Source organism: Angustibacter peucedani (assembly GCF_054779595.1).
In genome coordinates, this window is record NZ_BAAGXY010000063.1 from 1 (window position 1) to 14208 (window position 14208).

General features: G+C 75.5%; 18 protein-coding genes and 1 pseudogene. 14 read left to right on the top strand and 5 right to left on the bottom strand.

Annotated features, from left to right (window positions below; all coding sequences use genetic code 11):
* From sufD to ACYVJ4_RS12375, 11 genes are all read left to right on the top strand, one after another.
* A partial coding sequence (sufD, locus tag ACYVJ4_RS12325) for a Fe-S cluster assembly protein SufD (RefSeq protein WP_460460425.1) occupies nt 1–922 on the top strand: 922 nt, incomplete at its 5' end.
* A complete protein-coding gene (locus ACYVJ4_RS12330; protein ID WP_460460426.1) occupies nt 919–1296 on the top strand; it encodes a non-heme iron oxygenase ferredoxin subunit in 378 nt (125 codons plus the stop codon). The genes sufD and ACYVJ4_RS12330, both read left to right, overlap by 4 nt.
* A gap of 5 nt (nt 1297–1301) precedes the next feature.
* Complete coding sequence (gene sufC, locus ACYVJ4_RS12335) at nt 1302–2060, top strand: Fe-S cluster assembly ATPase SufC (protein ID WP_460460427.1); 759 nt, start codon at nt 1302–1304, stop codon at nt 2058–2060.
* A 2-nt stretch (nt 2061–2062) separates the two neighbouring features.
* A complete protein-coding gene (locus ACYVJ4_RS12340) occupies nt 2063–3415 on the top strand; it encodes a SufS family cysteine desulfurase (protein WP_460460428.1) in 1353 nt (450 codons plus the stop codon).
* Complete coding sequence (sufU, locus tag ACYVJ4_RS12345; protein WP_460460429.1) at nt 3415–3885, top strand: Fe-S cluster assembly sulfur transfer protein SufU; 471 nt, start codon at nt 3415–3417, stop codon at nt 3883–3885. The genes ACYVJ4_RS12340 and sufU overlap by 1 nt, the downstream gene beginning before the upstream one ends.
* On the top strand, nt 3810–4229 hold the full coding sequence (locus ACYVJ4_RS12350) for a metal-sulfur cluster assembly factor (RefSeq protein ID WP_460460430.1): 420 nt from the start codon (nt 3810–3812) through the stop codon (nt 4227–4229). The genes sufU and ACYVJ4_RS12350 overlap by 76 nt, the downstream gene beginning before the upstream one ends.
* An 8-nt stretch (nt 4230–4237) precedes the next feature.
* Complete coding sequence (locus tag ACYVJ4_RS12355; RefSeq protein WP_460460431.1) at nt 4238–4897, top strand: acVLRF1 family peptidyl-tRNA hydrolase; 660 nt, start codon at nt 4238–4240, stop codon at nt 4895–4897.
* A gap of 16 nt (nt 4898–4913) precedes the next feature.
* Nucleotides 4914–5459, top strand: a complete 546-nt coding sequence (locus ACYVJ4_RS12360) for a nitroreductase family deazaflavin-dependent oxidoreductase (protein WP_460460432.1) — start codon at nt 4914–4916, stop codon at nt 5457–5459.
* A 68-nt stretch (nt 5460–5527) separates the two neighbouring features.
* Nucleotides 5528–6679, top strand: coding sequence for a LolA family protein (locus ACYVJ4_RS12365; RefSeq protein WP_460460433.1), 1152 nt, complete (start codon nt 5528–5530; stop codon nt 6677–6679).
* Nucleotides 6676–7605, top strand: coding sequence for an ABC transporter ATP-binding protein (locus ACYVJ4_RS12370; RefSeq protein ID WP_460460434.1), 930 nt, complete (start codon nt 6676–6678; stop codon nt 7603–7605). Before ACYVJ4_RS12365 ends, ACYVJ4_RS12370 begins: the two co-directional genes overlap by 4 nt.
* A complete protein-coding gene (locus tag ACYVJ4_RS12375) occupies nt 7592–8464 on the top strand; it encodes an ABC transporter permease (protein WP_460460435.1) in 873 nt (290 codons plus the stop codon). Before ACYVJ4_RS12370 ends, ACYVJ4_RS12375 begins: the two co-directional genes overlap by 14 nt.
* A gap of 10 nt (nt 8465–8474) precedes the next feature.
* Here ACYVJ4_RS12375 and ACYVJ4_RS12380 read toward each other — a convergent pair whose 3' ends face one another.
* From ACYVJ4_RS12380 to ACYVJ4_RS12400, 5 genes are read right to left on the bottom strand one after another with little or no spacing between them, the layout of a single operon-like run.
* Entirely contained in the window at nt 8475–9068 is a 594-nt protein-coding gene (locus tag ACYVJ4_RS12380) for an energy-coupling factor transporter transmembrane component T family protein (RefSeq protein ID WP_460460436.1), read from the bottom strand.
* The gene (locus ACYVJ4_RS12385; protein ID WP_460460437.1) at nt 9065–9748 is read right to left on the bottom strand and encodes an energy-coupling factor ABC transporter ATP-binding protein; all 684 of its coding nucleotides are present in this window, start codon (nt 9746–9748) and stop codon (nt 9065–9067) included. The genes ACYVJ4_RS12380 and ACYVJ4_RS12385 overlap by 4 nt, the downstream gene beginning before the upstream one ends.
* A complete protein-coding gene (locus tag ACYVJ4_RS12390; RefSeq protein ID WP_460460438.1) occupies nt 9745–10941 on the bottom strand; it encodes a thiolase family protein in 1197 nt (398 codons plus the stop codon). Before ACYVJ4_RS12390 ends, ACYVJ4_RS12385 begins: the two co-directional genes overlap by 4 nt.
* Before the next feature lie 4 nt (nt 10942–10945).
* A complete protein-coding gene (locus tag ACYVJ4_RS12395; protein ID WP_460460439.1) occupies nt 10946–12082 on the bottom strand; it encodes an AMP-binding protein in 1137 nt (378 codons plus the stop codon).
* Between the two features lie 11 nt (nt 12083–12093).
* Nucleotides 12094–12693 carry a biotin transporter BioY gene (locus tag ACYVJ4_RS12400; protein WP_460460440.1) on the bottom strand — a complete coding sequence of 200 codons (600 nt, stop codon included), beginning with the start codon at nt 12691–12693 and terminating at the stop codon, nt 12094–12096.
* A gap of 183 nt (nt 12694–12876) precedes the next feature.
* Here ACYVJ4_RS12400 and ACYVJ4_RS12405 point away from each other — a divergent pair, with 183 nt between their 5' ends.
* The 3 genes and pseudogenes from ACYVJ4_RS12405 to ACYVJ4_RS12415 all read left to right on the top strand — a co-directional run.
* On the top strand, nt 12877–13566 hold the full coding sequence (locus ACYVJ4_RS12405) for an RNA polymerase sigma factor (protein ID WP_460460441.1): 690 nt from the start codon (nt 12877–12879) through the stop codon (nt 13564–13566).
* Nucleotides 13563–14012, top strand: coding sequence for a hypothetical protein (locus tag ACYVJ4_RS12410; RefSeq protein ID WP_460460442.1), 450 nt, complete (start codon nt 13563–13565; stop codon nt 14010–14012). The genes ACYVJ4_RS12405 and ACYVJ4_RS12410 overlap by 4 nt, the downstream gene beginning before the upstream one ends.
* Nucleotides 14013–14022: 10 nt before the next feature.
* Nucleotides 14023–14208 (top strand): annotated as a pseudogene (locus ACYVJ4_RS12415) (hypothetical protein); the annotation flags it as partial.

The window sequence follows — 14208 nt, forward strand, 5'->3', positions numbered from 1 at the left end:
GCTCGCGCCGCCCGGCACCGTGCTGGTGCAGGTCGCGCGCGCGGCGGTCATGGCCGACGCCGGCTCGCCCGAGGCGCTGCACGTCCTGGTGCCGGCCGAGGAGCAGCTCGACGAGCCGGTGCAGATCACGCTCACCGGGCACGCCGGGCGCCGCGCCAACCACCACGTCGTGGTCGAGGTGCGCCACCACGCGCGCGCCACCGTGGTCGTCGACCACGTCGGCTCGGGCGAGCTGGCCGGCAACCTCGAGGTCGTCGTCGGCGACGGCGCCGAGCTCACCCTGGTCAGCCTGCAGCGCTGGGAGGACGACGCGATCCACCTGGCCCAGCAGGACGCCAGCGTGGGGCGTGACGCGCGCTTCAAGCACGTGGTCGTCTCGCTGGGCGGCAAGGTCGTGCGGGTCAACGCCAACGTCGCGTACACCGCCCCCGGTGGCGACGCCACGCTGCTCGGCATCTACTTCGCCGACGCCGGCCAGCACCTCGAGCACCGCTCCTTCGTCGACCACGAGGCGCCGCACTGCTCGAGCCACGTCACCTACAAGGGCGCGCTGCAGGGAGAGACCGCGCACACCGTGTGGGTCGGCGACGTGCTGATCCGGGCCGCGGCGTCGGGCACCGACACCTACGAGCTCAACCGCAACCTCGTGCTGACCGACGGCGCCCGCGCCGACTCGGTGCCGAACCTCGAGATCGAGACCGGCGAGATCGTCGGCGCGGGCCACGCCAGCGCCACCGGCCGGTTCGACGACGAGCAGCTGTTCTACCTGCAGGCCCGCGGCATCACCGAGAGCGAGGCGCGCCGCCTCGTCGTGCGCGGCTTCTTCGCCGACATCGTGGCCCAGATCGGCGTGCCCGACCTGCAGGAGCAGCTGATGGCCGCGATCGAGGCCGAGCTCGAGGGCGCGATGGGGGCGGCATGAGCTTCCAGCCCGCCGTCCACCTCGACGACCTGCCGGACGTCGGCGCGGTGCAGGTGAAGTTCGGCGAGCAGGCCGTGGCCGTCATCCGGGCCGAGGACGGCACCCTGCACGCGGTCGACGACACCTGCTCGCACGCCGAGGTCTCGCTGTCCGAGGGCGAGGTCGAGGACTGCACGATCGAGTGCTGGCTGCACGGCTCGCGCTTCGACCTGCGCGACGGCCGCCCCACCGGGCTGCCCGCCACCGCGCCCATCGCGGTGTACGCCCTGCGCGTCGAGGACGACGTCGTGCACGTAGACCTCGACGCCCGCCCCGAGAACCCTGACGACCACGCCGGCAGCACCGCCGGACCCCAGAACAGCAAGGAGCGCTGAACCGCATGGCCACCCTCGAGATCCGCGACCTGCACGTCAGCGTCGACACCGAGCAGGGCACGAAGGAGATCCTGCGCGGCGTCGACCTGACCGTCCGCTCCGGCGAGACGCACGCGATCATGGGCCCCAACGGCTCGGGCAAGTCGACGCTGGCGTACTCCATCGCCGGCCACCCGAAGTACACCGTCACCGGCGGCACCGTCACGCTCGACGGCGAGGACGTCCTCGCGATGTCGGTCGACGAGCGCGCCCGGGCCGGCCTGTTCCTCGCGATGCAGTACCCCGTCGAGGTCCCGGGCGTCACGGTGTCGAACTTCCTGCGCACCGCCAAGACCGCGATCGACGGCCAGGCGCCGGCGCTGCGCACCTGGGTCAAGGACGTGCGGTCGGCGATGTCCGACCTGCGCATGGACCCGGCGTTCGCCGAGCGCAACGTCAACGAGGGCTTCTCCGGCGGTGAGAAGAAGCGCCACGAGATCCTCCAGATGGAGCTGCTCAAGCCCAAGTTCGCGGTGCTCGACGAGACCGACTCCGGCCTGGACGTCGACGCGCTCAAGGTCGTCAGCGAGGGCGTCAACCGGGTGCGCGAGGGCGGCGAGGTCGGCGTCCTGCTGATCACGCACTACACGCGGATCCTGCGCTACATCCGTCCTGACCACGTGCACGTGTTCGTCGACGGCCGGATCGCCGAGGAGGGCGGCCCCGAGCTGGCCGAGCGCCTCGAGAACGAGGGCTACGACCGCTTCGTGACCGCGACGGCCTGAGCATGACCACCGCCGCCACCCGGACGGCCGCCTCGCCGGCGGCCGACCTCGGCGTGCGCGCGGCCGAGCCGTTCACCCCGGCCGAGCTGGCGGCGATCCGGGCCGACGTGCCGATCCTCGCGCGCACCGTGCGCGACGGGCACCGGCTGGTCTACCTCGACTCGGGCGCCACCTCGCAGAAGCCGCGGCCGGTGCTCGACGCCGAGCGGGCGTTCTACGAGCAGCACAACGCCGCCGTCCACCGCGGCGCGCACCAGCTCGCCGAGGAGGCCACCGACGCGTTCGAGGCCGCCCGCGCGGCGGTGGCGGCGTTCGTGGGGGCGCCGGCCGACGAGGTGGTCTTCACCAAGAACGCCACCGAGGCGATCAACCTCGTCGCCTACGCCATGAGCAACGCGGCGACGGCGGGCGAGGAGTCGGCACGGTTCCGTCTCGGGCCGGGCGACGAGGTCGTCGTCACCGAGATGGAGCACCACGCCAACCTCGTGCCGTGGCAGGAGCTGTGCCGCCGCACCGGCGCCACGCTGCGCTGGCTCGCGGTCGACGACGAGGGCCGGCTGGTGCTCGACGACCTGGCGGACGTCGTCACCGAGCGCACGAAGGTGCTGGCGTTCACGCACGCCTCCAACGTGCTCGGCACCGTCAACCCGGTGCAGCCGCTCGTGGCGCGGGCGCACGAGGTCGGGGCGCTCGTCGTCCTGGACGCGTGCCAGTCGGTGCCGCACCTGCCCGTCGACCTGCCCGCGCTGGGCGTCGACCTGGCGGCGTTCTCCGGCCACAAGTTGCTCGGGCCCTCGGGCGTCGGCGTCCTGTGGGGCCGGGCCGAGCTGCTCGCCGCCATGCCCCCGTTCCTCACCGGCGGCTCGATGATCGAGGTCGTGCGGATGGAGGGGTCGACGTACGCGCCGCCCCCGCAGCGGTTCGAGGCCGGCGTGCCGATGGCGGCCCAGGCCGTCGGGCTGCACGCGGCGGTCGACTACCTCACCGGCCTCGGGCCGGACGGCACCGGCATGGCCCGCGTCGAGGCCCACGAGCGCGCGCTGACCGCGGCGCTGCTCGACGGGCTGCTCGACCGTCCGTGGCTCCGCGTCGTGGGTCCCACCACCACCGAGCACCGCGGTGGCGCCGTCTCGTTCGTCGTCGACGACGTCCACGCGCACGACGTCGGGCAGGTTCTCGACGACCAGGGCGTGGCCGTGCGCGTCGGGCACCACTGCGCCTGGCCGCTGCACCGCCGGTTCGGCGTGGCCGCCACCACCCGCGCCTCGTTCGGGCCGTACAACGGCGTCGACGACGTCCAGGCGCTGCTGCACGCCCTCGACCGCGTGCGCGAGGTCTTCGGGGCGGGCGCCTGATGGACCTCTACCAGGAGCTCATCCTCGAGCACTCCAAGACGCCCCACGGCAGCGGGCTTCGCGAGCCGTTCGGGTCCGAGGTGCACCACGTGAACCCCACCTGCGGCGACGAGGTGACCCTGCGCGTGCAGGTCGACGACGCCGCGGATGAGCCGGTGCTCGCCGACGTGTCGTACGACGCGCTGGGCTGCGCGATCAGCAAGGCCTCGACGTCGGTGCTGCACGACCTGGTGGCCGGGCGCCCGCTGCCCGAGGTGGCCCGCACGGCCGAGGCCATGCGCGCCATGCTGACCAGCCGCGGCCAGGACGCCGGCGACGAGGACGTGCTCGGCGACGGCATCGCCCTCAGCGGCGTCTCGCGCTACCCGGCGCGCGTGAAGTGCGCGCTGCTGGGATGGATGGCGCTGCAGGACGCGTTGACCCAGGCGGGCTACCGGCCCGCACCCCACCCCGAGGAGATCTCCCGATGAGCGACACCACGACCGACGCGCCCGCCGGCGCGACGCCGCCCACCGTGGCGGACGTCGAGGAGGCGCTGCACGACGTCGTCGACCCCGAGCTGGGGATCAACGTCGTCGACCTCGGCCTGGTCTACGGCGTCACCGTGGACCAGAACGCGCACACCGTCATCGACATGACGCTGACGAGCGCGGCCTGCCCGCTGACCGACGTCATCGAGGACCAGACCGCGCAGGCGCTGGAGGGCTTGACCACCGGCCACCGGATCAACTGGGTCTGGATGCCGCCCTGGGGCCCGGACAAGATCACCGACGACGGCCGCGAGCAGCTGCGCGCGCTGGGCTTCAACCTCTGAGCCGTCCGGTGCCTGCCGCCTCGCGCACGGTCGAGGTGGCCCCGGCGCGCGTCGCCCGCTGGCTCGACGGCTTCGTCGACCGGCACGGTGCCGCCGTCGCGTCCGTCGTCGACGGCGCGCTCGACCTGGTGGCGGACGACGGCTCCACGGCGCGCTGCGCCGCGCTGCTGCCGTTCGAGCCGGGTCCGGACCTCGACGCCGACCAGCTGGTCGGCGCGTTCGTCGTGCACGCCTCGGCCCAGGTGCCGGTGGCGCTGCTGCTGGTGCGCCGCGGCGGGTACGGCATCGGCCTGGTCGAGGCTGCAGACCTGGTGCGGCACAAGGTCGGCAGCCGCTACGTCCAGTCGCGCACCGCGGCCGGCGGGTGGTCGCAGCAGCGGTTCGCCCGCCGTCGCGACAACCAGGCCGCCGGGCTGCTCGACACCGCGGCCGAGACCGCGGTGCGGCTCCTGCTCGGCGAGGACGGGCGAACCCCGCCGGCCGGCGTCGTCGTCGTGACCGGCGGCGACAAGGCGATGGCCGAGCGGCTGCTCGACGACCGCCGGCTCGCCGGCCTCGGCGCCGCGCCGCACCCGCGGCACCTCGACGTGCCCGACCCCCGCGCCGACGTCCTGCGGCAGGCCGCGGCACGTGCGGTGGCCGTGCAGGTCGACGTCCGCAACGCCTGACTGCCATGCTGCGCCGGTGAGCCCCACCGGCAGCGCCGCCGACCCGTGGCAGCACCTCGCCGCCCGCACCTACGGGCAGGCGAACCCGCTGCACCAGCTGGTGCGCCGGCTGGGCGCGTGGCGCCCGATGAGCTGGCTGCTGGCCCGCACCCTGCACCACCTCGACCGCCCGGTGAGCCGCCTGACCCACGGACGCCGCACGGCGACCAGCGCCATCACCGGGCTCACGGTCGCGGTCCTGACGACGCGCGGACGACGGTCGGGGCAGCCGCGCGAGTCCCCGCTGCTCGGGTTCGCGGCGGACGGCGGGTTCGTCGTCATCGCGTCCAACTACGGCCAGCCGCACCACCCCGGCTGGTACCACAACCTGCTCGCCGACCCGGGGGCCGAGCTGCTCGTCGAGGGCATCATGACCCCGGTGACGGCGCGCCTGGTCGAGGGAGAGCAGCGGGCGCGGATGTGGGGGCAGGCGGTGGCGCTCTACCCGGGGTGGCAGGCGTACGAGGCCCGCTGCGCCCCACGACCCATCGGCGTCTTCCTGCTCGTCCCACGCAGCTCCTGACCAGCCCGTCACACAACCTCCACCGCGCCAGGCTTGCCGCGGGGCGTGCGGAGAGAGACGGTGGAGGCATGGACCGCACCACGTCGCGCCGCCTCCGCTGGGCCGTGCCCGTCGTCGTCGCCGGGGCCGTCGTCGGGGGAGTGCAGCTGTCCGCCCGCGCGTCGACCGCCGCGCCCGACCTGCCCGCCGTCTCCGCCCACGACCTGCTGGTCAAGGCCCAGCAGGCGCGGGTCACCCAGCTCTCGGGCACCGTGCGCTCGACGACGTCCCTGGGTCTTCCTGCCCTTCCCACCGGCGGGGCGGCCAACTGGTCGTCGCTGGTGGCCGGCACCCAGACCCTGCGCGTCTACGGCGACGGCCCGCAGCGGCAGCGGGTCGACCTGATGGGCGACCTGACCCAGGCCAGCGTCGTCCACGACGGCCGCACCGTCTGGACCTGGTCGAGCGCGACCCGCAAGGTGACCCGGGCGACGCTGCCCGACGTGCCTGCCACCGCGGACGGGGCCAACCGCCCGAGCCGGCCGCCGGGGAGCCCGGCCGACGAGGTGCCGCTGACCCCGCAGCAGGCCGCCGACCGCGTGCTGGCCGCGATCACGCCGAGCACCACGGTGACCGTCGGCCGCGCTGCCACCGTCGCCGGGCGCGACGCCTACGACCTGCGGCTGGTGCCGAAGGACGCGGCCTCGCTCGTCGGCCGGGTCGACCTGTACCTCGACGCCCGCACCGGGATGGCGCTGCGCACCGTGGTGGTGCCGCGTGGCAGCAGCGTGCCGGCCGTCGACGTCGGCTTCACCTCGCTCCGGCTCAGCGCGCCGGCTGCGTCCACGTTCCGGTTCACCCCGCCGCCGGGTGCCGCCGTCCGCAACCTCACGCTGCCCACGCCGACGGCGGGGGACCGCCCGCGCGGCAAGCTGCACGAGGTCGGCCGGCCCGACGTCCGCACGTACGGCAGCGGCTGGGCCACCGTGCTGCAGACGACGCTGCCGGACGCCGCGTCCAGTGCTGGATCCGTTGCGGCACAGGGCGATGCGGCCGGACCTCTGGGAGCGGTGCTGCGCGCGGCGCAGCCGGTGAAGGGCGCCTTCGGCAGCGGGAAGCTGCTGCGCACCCGGTTGCTCACGGTGCTGCAGACCGACGACGGCCGGGTCTTCGTCGGGTCGGTGACCCCGGCCGAGCTGCTGCGCGTCGCGGGCACCGCGGCCTCCACACCCGCCCGTTGAGCGCGATCCGCACCCAGGCGCTGACCAAGCGCTTCCGGGGTGGGCAGGTGGCGGTCGACGCGCTCGACCTGCACGTGCCCGAGGGCACGGTCTACGGCTTCCTCGGTCCCAACGGCTCGGGCAAGACCACGACGATCCGCATGGTGCTGGGCCTGGCGGCGGCCACGTCCGGCGAGGTCGAGCTGCTCGGCGAGCCGATGCCGCAGGGGTCGGCCCGGGCGCTGCCCCGCGTGGGAGCGCTCATCGAGGGCCCGGCCTGCTACCCGTTCCTCACCGGCACCGAGAACCTCGAGCGGCTCGACGCGGCCGACGCCACGGCGTCACCCCGCACCCGGGACGCGCGCATCGCCCACGCGCTGGAGCGGGTGGGCCTGACCGCCGCCCGCGGCAAGAAGTACCGCGCCTACTCGCTCGGCATGCGCCAGCGTCTCGGCATCGCGGCCGCGCTGCTGCGCCCGCGCGACCTGCTGGTGCTCGACGAGCCCACCAACGGCCTCGACCCCCAGGGCACGCGAGAGGTGCGCACGCTGGTGCGCGAGCTCGCCGACGAGGGCACGACGGTGTTCGTGTCCAGCCACCTGCTCGCCGAGGTCGAGCAGATCTGCACCCACGCGGCCGTGCTGTCGCGCGGTCGTCTGGTGGCGGACGGCGAGGTGCAGACCCTGCGCTCGTCCGTCAGCAGCCGCCTCGTCGTGACGACGCCGGACGCCGGGTCTGCCGCCACCACGTTGCAGCGCCTGGGTTTCGAGGGTGTCGCGGTCGCCGACGGCACGGTCAGCGCCGCGGCGGGTGCCGTCGAGACCGACGTCGCCTGCGCGGCCCTGGTGGCCGACGGAGTGCGGGTGCGCGGGCTGCAGGTCGACCGACCGTCGCTCGAGGAGGCGTTCGTCGCGCTCACGGGGGAGGGCTTCGATGTCGCCGGCTGAGGTGCGGTCGACGGACGACGGCCGGCGGGCCGGGTCGTTCGGCGCCACGCCGCGCCTGCTGCTCAGCGAGCTGGGCCTGCTGCTGGGCCGGCTGCGGATCCGGGCCGGGCTGGTCGTGCTGGCCGCGGTACCGGTGCTCATCGCCGTGGTCGTGCGCACCTTCGGCGGGCCGTCCAACCCGGGGGAGGGACCGCCGTTCCTGTCCGACGTCACGCAGAACGGCCTGTTCATCGCCTTCACGGCCCTGACCGTCGAGCTGCCGCTCTTCCTGCCGCTCGCCATCGGCGTGGTCGCCGGCGACAGCGTGGCCGGCGAGGCCCAGATGGGGACGCTGCGGTACCTGCTGGTAGCGCCCACCGGACGCACCCGGCTCGCCGCGGTGAAGCTGACGACGTCCGTGCTCTTCGGCCTCGTCGCGGCGTTCACGGTGGCGGTCGCCGGCTGGCTCGTCGGTGCGGCGCTGTTCCCCCTGCACGACGTGACCCTGCTGTCGGGCTCGACGATCAGCAGCGGCGACGCCCTGGTGCGCGGCATCGGCGTGGCCGCGTACGTCGGGCTCTCGCTGGCCGGCCTGGCGGCGATCGGGGTCTTCGTCTCGACCCTCACCGACGTGCCGATCGCGGCGATGGCGACGACGGTCGGGCTGGCGATCACCAGCCAGATCCTCGACCAGATCCCGCAGGTCTCGGCGATCCACCCGTGGCTGCCGACGCACCACTGGCTCGACTTCGCCGACCTGCTGCGCGACCCCGTCGAGCTGTCGGCCATGGGCCACGGGCTGCTGCTGCAGCTCGGCTACGTCGCGGTCTTCTCGGCGGCCACCTGGGCCCGGCTGACCTCGCGCGACGTCCTGTCGTGACCGGTCGGCGCTAGTCGTCCACGCCGCGGGCGGCCAACGCCTCGCCCAGGCGGTCGGCGTGGCGCAGCGTGCGCAGCACGAGCGGGACGAGCAAGGCGCGCGGGCTGCGCTCGAGCCCCCGGGCGCGCCGGGCGTCCCTGGCCTGGGCGAAGGTGTCGGCCAGCACCGGCACGGACCGCACCGTCAGGGCGAGCACCAGCGCCACCCGCTCGGGGTCGACCACGCGGCGCAGCGGGTGCAGCAGCCGCACCAGGACGTCGAGCAACGCCGTGACCCGGGTCGTGAGCGTCACCAGGCCGGCACCGGACACCGTCACCAGGAGCGTGCCCACCACGACGACGACCGCGCGCCACCCGCCCTGCCACCACTGGAACGGCACCAGCACGAGCAAGAACCAGCGCAGCGGCCAGACCTGCGCGAGCAAGGTGCCCGGCCGCAGCCCGGCCAGCGCGTGGCCGAGGACGACGACGAGCGCCCCGACGGCCACGGCCAGCGGGCTGCGTACGGCGACCAGGACCGTCGTCCCCGCCAGGAGGAGCAGCAGCTTCACACCCGCCGGGCATTGGTGCACCCACGAGGTGCCGGGACGGTAGAGGCCGATCACGACGCACCCGCCATCAGCTGCCGGTAGCCGGTCACGGCCGTGGCGGGGTCGCCGTCCAGAACCACGCGGCCCTCGTCGACCACGAGCACCCGGTCGTAGCCGGCCACCAGGTCGAGCTGGTGCGTCACGAGCACCACCCGCTGCGGCAGCGCCATCAGGGTGCGCGCGATCAGGTCGGCGTTCCGCAGGTCGAGGAGCGTGGTGGGTTCGTCGCACACCAGCACCTCGGGCTCGGTGACGAGCACCGCGGTGAGCGCGAGCAGCTGCTTCTGCCCGCCCGACAGCAGGTGCGCCGGGCGGTCGGCCAGGTCGGCCAGGCCGAACCGCGCCAGGGCGTCACCGACCCGCTCGCGCCGCTCGGCCGGGCTGAACCCCCTGCGGCGCAACGAGAACTCGACGTCCTCGGCCACCGTCGGCATGACGATCTGGGCGTCCGGGTCGGTGAACACGAAGCCGACCTTGCGCCGGACGGCAGCCCCGTCGCGCCGGGTGTCGAGCCCGTCGACCGTGACCGAGCCGGACGTCGGCAGGACGAGCCCGTTGAGCATCCGGGCGAGGGTCGACTTGCCCGAGCCGTTGGCGCCGATGACGGCGACCCGCTGCTCGGTCAGCTCGAGGTCGACCTCGCGCAGCACCGACCGCTCGCCGTAGGCGTGGCCGACCCCCTGCAGCCGGATCATCCGACCCGCTCCACCAGCACCGCGACGCCCTGGCCGCCGCCGACGGCGCAGGTGGCCACGCCGTACCGCGGGCCGTCCTGGCGCACCATGCGGCTGAGCAGCCGCACCACGAGCAGCGCACCGCTCGCGCCCCACGGGTGGCCGAGCGCGATCGCACCGCCCTCGCCGCACACCACGCCGTCGTCGTCGGCGGCGAGCGGGTCGAACCCCCAGGCGTCGGTGCAGGCCAGCACCTGGCCGGCGAAGGCCTCGGTGACCTCGAGCGCGCCGACGGCGTCGACGTCCAGGTCGGCCGCGGCGAGCACCGCCTCGACCGCAGGCACCGGCCCCAGCCCTGGCAGGCGCGGGTCGACCCCGACCGACGCGACCGCCCGGACGGCGAGGCCCGCAAGCCCGTGGGCCGCCCGGGTCGCCTCGTCCACCACCGCCACGGCGGCGGCGCCGTCGCTGATGCCGCAGGAGTTGCCGGCCGTCGCCGTGCCGTCCGCGCTGAACGCCGGCCGGAACCGGGCCAGCCGCTCGACGTCCAGCGGCCGTGGTCGCTCGTCGGCCGCCACCCCGCCCACCGGGACGAGCTCGGCGTCGAACCGACCGGACTGCCGAGCGGCGAGCGCGAGCCGGTGCGACCGGACGGCGTACGCGTCCTGCCGCTCGCGCGCGACGCCCCGAGCGGCGGCGAGCGCGTCGGCTGCCTCGCCCATGCCGGGGTCGCCGAGCTCGTCCGGCGCGAACCGCGCCCGCTCGTAGGCCTTCCGGGAGCCGTCGGGCTGCAGCGCGAGGCGGGTCGGCGCGGTGCTCGCGCTCTCGACGCCGCCGGCCAGGACCAACCGGGCTCCGGCCAGCACGCGGGCGGCCGCCACCGACACCGCCTCCAACCCGCTGCCGCACTGGCGGTCGACCGTCAGGCCCGGAACCTCGGGGCCGAGGCCCGCGGCCAGCGCCGCGACCCGCGCCGGGTCCCCGCCGGGTCCGGTGCAGTTGCCCAGCACCACCTCGTCGACCGGCCGCGACCCGACCAGCGCCGCGGGCAGGTCGTCGAGCAGCCCGAGCAGCACCGGTGCGGCCAGCGCCGTCACGTCCCGGTCGCGCAGCGACCGGCCGGCCGTGCCGACCGGCGTGCGCCGCGCGGCCACCACGACCGGCGTGCGCGGGTCGTCGAGCCGCTCGGTGAGCAGGCGGGCGGGGGACGGCACCGCGTCAGCGTAGAGGGGCCAGCGCGGCGGCCAGGGCGGCGACCTCGGCCCGGGCGACCTTGCCGCCGCTGGTGCGGGGCACCGCGTCGGCGCGCAGCCAGCGCCGAGGTCGAGCCGGCCCGGGCAGGTGGTGCACGCCGCGGTCGAGGTCGGAGCGCAGCACGCCGTCGCGGACGACGACCACGGCCGTCACCAGCTGGCCGAGCGCCGGGTGCGGGATCCCCAGGACGGCGACGTCCAGCACCCCCGGCAGCTCGCGCACCGCCTGCTCGACCTCCTCGACGACCACGGTCGCGCCCCCGGTCTGCACGGCGGCGTCACCGCGTCCCACGACGCGCCAGCCGTCGGCGTCGGGCCGGGCCAGGTCGCCCACGCTGGCCCAGCCGTCGTCCCGACGCAGCGCCGGCGGGTCGTCGTCCAGCCCGCCGCGCGCCAGGTAGGGCGACGTCACCCAGAGCGCGCCGTGGTCGTCGAGGCGGGTGCGGGCACCCGGGAAGTCGCGCATCGGGCCGGCGGTGTCGCGCCAGCCGACGAACGACAGCTCGGCGGCCCCGTAGTACTCCACGACCCGCCAGTCGAGCGCCTCGGCGCGGGCTCGGAGCTCGTCGTCCAGCGCGGCACCCGCCACGACGACGACCCGGATCCGCTGCGGTGCAGCAGATTCCGCGGCCTCGACCGCTCGCTCCAGCAGCCCCGGCACGAGGTGCGCGGCGGTCGCGGTCGGCGGCAGCGCCTCGCCCCCGACGACGGAGGCCCCGACGGCCCGGGCGTGGAACCCGCCGTACAGCGCCAGGCCCGACGACAGGGGGAGCGGCAGCCAGACCACGTCGTCCGGGCCGATCCCGGTGAGCCGGGTGAGCGGGTCCAGGCTCGCCGTCCACGACGCGACCGACCGCACAACACCGCGCGCCCGACCCGACGAGCCCGAGGTGAACAGCACCAGGTCGTCGACACCGACGCGCCCGGCAGCCACCGCCCGGTCGAGGGCCGCCACCGCGTCGGCGCCCAGCGGCGGCGACCACGTGGGGTCGAGCACCGCCAGCGGCGGGTGGCCGGACGACGTCCGCCGGGCTTCCAGCGCCGCAAGGACGTCGGCGAGCGGCGGGACCAGCGGGACGAGCGGGGAGCCGTCGGCCGGCACGACGGAACGGCTCAGCGGCTCGAGCCGGCGGTCTCGCGTCGGCGCGACGGGGTGGCGGGGTGCACGGGGTAGCCCTTGTGGACGCCGGCGGCGACCAGCGTCGCGACCACGGCCTTGGCGGCGTCACCGGGCAGGAACACCGCGGCGGCCACGGCGGTCGACACGACCGAGGAGGTGCCGAGCACCTGGGCCTGCAGCGGGATCCCGATCAGGTAGACCACGCCGATGCCGCCGACGACGTTCGCCAGCAGCCCCCACCAGACCGGGTAGGCGGGCAGCCGTCGCTCGACCAGCCAGCCCACGACGGCGGCTCCCAGCGGCCAGCCGACCAGGTAGCCCACGCTGGGCCCGGCGAAGACCCCCAGCCCGCCGCGGCCGCCCGCGAGCAGCGGGAGGCCGGCCGCCACCAGGGCCAGGAAGACCGCCAGGGCGAGGAACCCGCGCCGCCAGCCGAGCACCGAGCCGGCCAGCATGACGCCGAGCGTCTGCAGGGTCACGGGCACCGCGTTGCCGAACAGCGAGATCGAGCCCGGCAGGCCCAGGACGGCCACCAGGGCGGCGAACGACGCGATCAGGGCGAGGTCACGGGAGGTCGAGCGACGGGCGGCCATGGCGGCAGGCTAGCGCCGTCCTGACGGCGTCCCGGACGGCGCCCGGGGACCGGACGTATCAGGAGCGGGGGGTGCCTGCTCTTCCTGGGCATGAGGACGCACGTGGCGTGCGGGGACGGCGGGCTTGTCGCGCTGGTCGCCGGGCGACCAGAATGGGCAGTCCGCCGTCCCTGGGAGCACTCCATGAGCGCCGGAACCGTTCCGGGTGGGCCGGTAACGCCGCAGACCGCAGGCGCCCCGCCGACGTCCGCCCTGCCCCCGCGCCAGACCTCGGGCGGGCACGTGCCCGTCGGCGAGGCCACGGTCGCCGAGCTGCTCGCGATGGCGGCCGACGGCGCCCAGACCGCGTGGGACGAGGTGGTGCGCCGCTACGAGCGGCTGGTCTGGTCGGTCGCGCGCTCGCACCGGCTCGAGCAGTCCGACGCGGCCGACGCGGTGCAGACCACCTGGCTGCGCCTCGTCGAGCACCTCGGCCAGATCCAGGACCCCGAACGGCTGGGGGCCTGGCTGGCCACCACCGCCCGCCGCGAGTCCTTGCGGCTGGTCGGCCGGCGCAAGCGCGAGCAGCAGGACGGCGCCGACGACGAGCTCGCCCTCGTGCCCGACGACGGCATCGGCGTCGAGGAGGCGCTGCTGGGCAGTGAGCGCGACGCCCTGCTCCTGCGCGGCGTGCGGCAGCTCGAACCGCGCTGCCAGCAGCTGCTGCGCGTGCTGTCGGCCTCGCCGCCCCCGCGCTACGACGCGGTCGCCGAGGCCTTCGGCATGCCGATCGGCAGCATCGGACCCACCCGCGGGCGCTGCCTGCGACGACTGAAGGACGTCCTGCTCGAGATGGGCTTCGACGCCTCCGCGCCCGAAGGAGGGCAGCGATGAGCAGCACCCTGCAGCCCCACGACCCCGACGAGCAGCTGCTGGTGCAGCTCGGCGAGGTCTACCACCAGCTCGACCCCGTGCCCTCGCTGGTCACCGAGGCCGCGCGCGCCGCGTTCCTGGTGCGCGACCTGGACGCCGAGCTGGTGCCCCTGGTCGAGCAGCTCGCCACCACCGCGGTGCGCGGGGACGAGGACGGCTGGCTGTCCTTCGCCCTCGAGGACCTCGAGATCGACCTGGGCTCGCGCCGCGAGCGGCACGGCTGGCAGATCGTCGGCCAGGTCACGGGTGCCGTCCGCGACCTGTCCGTGCACACCCTGGCGGGGTCCGAGCCGGTGGCGGTCGACGACCACGGCCGGTTCGCCGCCGCGGTCTCGGCCCGCACCCTGAGCCTGCGCCTGACGACCCTCGACGGACGCCGGCTGCGCACGCAGTGGGTCACGCTGTGAGCGGCGCCTGGTGAGCCGCCCCGCCACCGCCTCCGTCCCCGAGCAGCGGACGGGGGCCGACGTGCGTCCGGACGACGAGCGACCCGATCCCGCGGCGCTGGCCGCCGAGGCGCTCGACCTGGTGGGCTCGGACCCGCAGGCCGCGCTCGAGCAGGCCGAGCGGGCGCTGGCCGCCGCCCGGGCGCGCCCCGACCCG

Coding starts and splice junctions, on each gene's coding strand:
- ACYVJ4_RS12330 (WP_460460426.1), top strand. CDS start 919: ATGAGCTTCCAGCCCGCCGTCCACCTCGACGACCTGCCGGACGTCGGC.
- sufC (WP_460460427.1), top strand. CDS start 1,302: ATGGCCACCCTCGAGATCCGCGACCTGCACGTCAGCGTCGACACCGAG.
- ACYVJ4_RS12400 (WP_460460440.1), bottom strand. CDS start 12,693: ATGGCCGCCCGTCGCTCGACCTCCCGTGACCTCGCCCTGATCGCGTCG.
- ACYVJ4_RS12350 (WP_460460430.1), top strand. CDS start 3,810: ATGGATGGCGCTGCAGGACGCGTTGACCCAGGCGGGCTACCGGCCCGC.
- ACYVJ4_RS12375 (WP_460460435.1), top strand. CDS start 7,592: ATGTCGCCGGCTGAGGTGCGGTCGACGGACGACGGCCGGCGGGCCGGG.
- ACYVJ4_RS12365 (WP_460460433.1), top strand. CDS start 5,528: ATGGACCGCACCACGTCGCGCCGCCTCCGCTGGGCCGTGCCCGTCGTC.
- ACYVJ4_RS12385 (WP_460460437.1), bottom strand. CDS start 9,748: ATGATCCGGCTGCAGGGGGTCGGCCACGCCTACGGCGAGCGGTCGGTG.
- ACYVJ4_RS12405 (WP_460460441.1), top strand. CDS start 12,877: ATGAGCGCCGGAACCGTTCCGGGTGGGCCGGTAACGCCGCAGACCGCA.
- ACYVJ4_RS12410 (WP_460460442.1), top strand. CDS start 13,563: ATGAGCAGCACCCTGCAGCCCCACGACCCCGACGAGCAGCTGCTGGTG.
- sufU (WP_460460429.1), top strand. CDS start 3,415: ATGGACCTCTACCAGGAGCTCATCCTCGAGCACTCCAAGACGCCCCAC.
- ACYVJ4_RS12340 (WP_460460428.1), top strand. CDS start 2,063: ATGACCACCGCCGCCACCCGGACGGCCGCCTCGCCGGCGGCCGACCTC.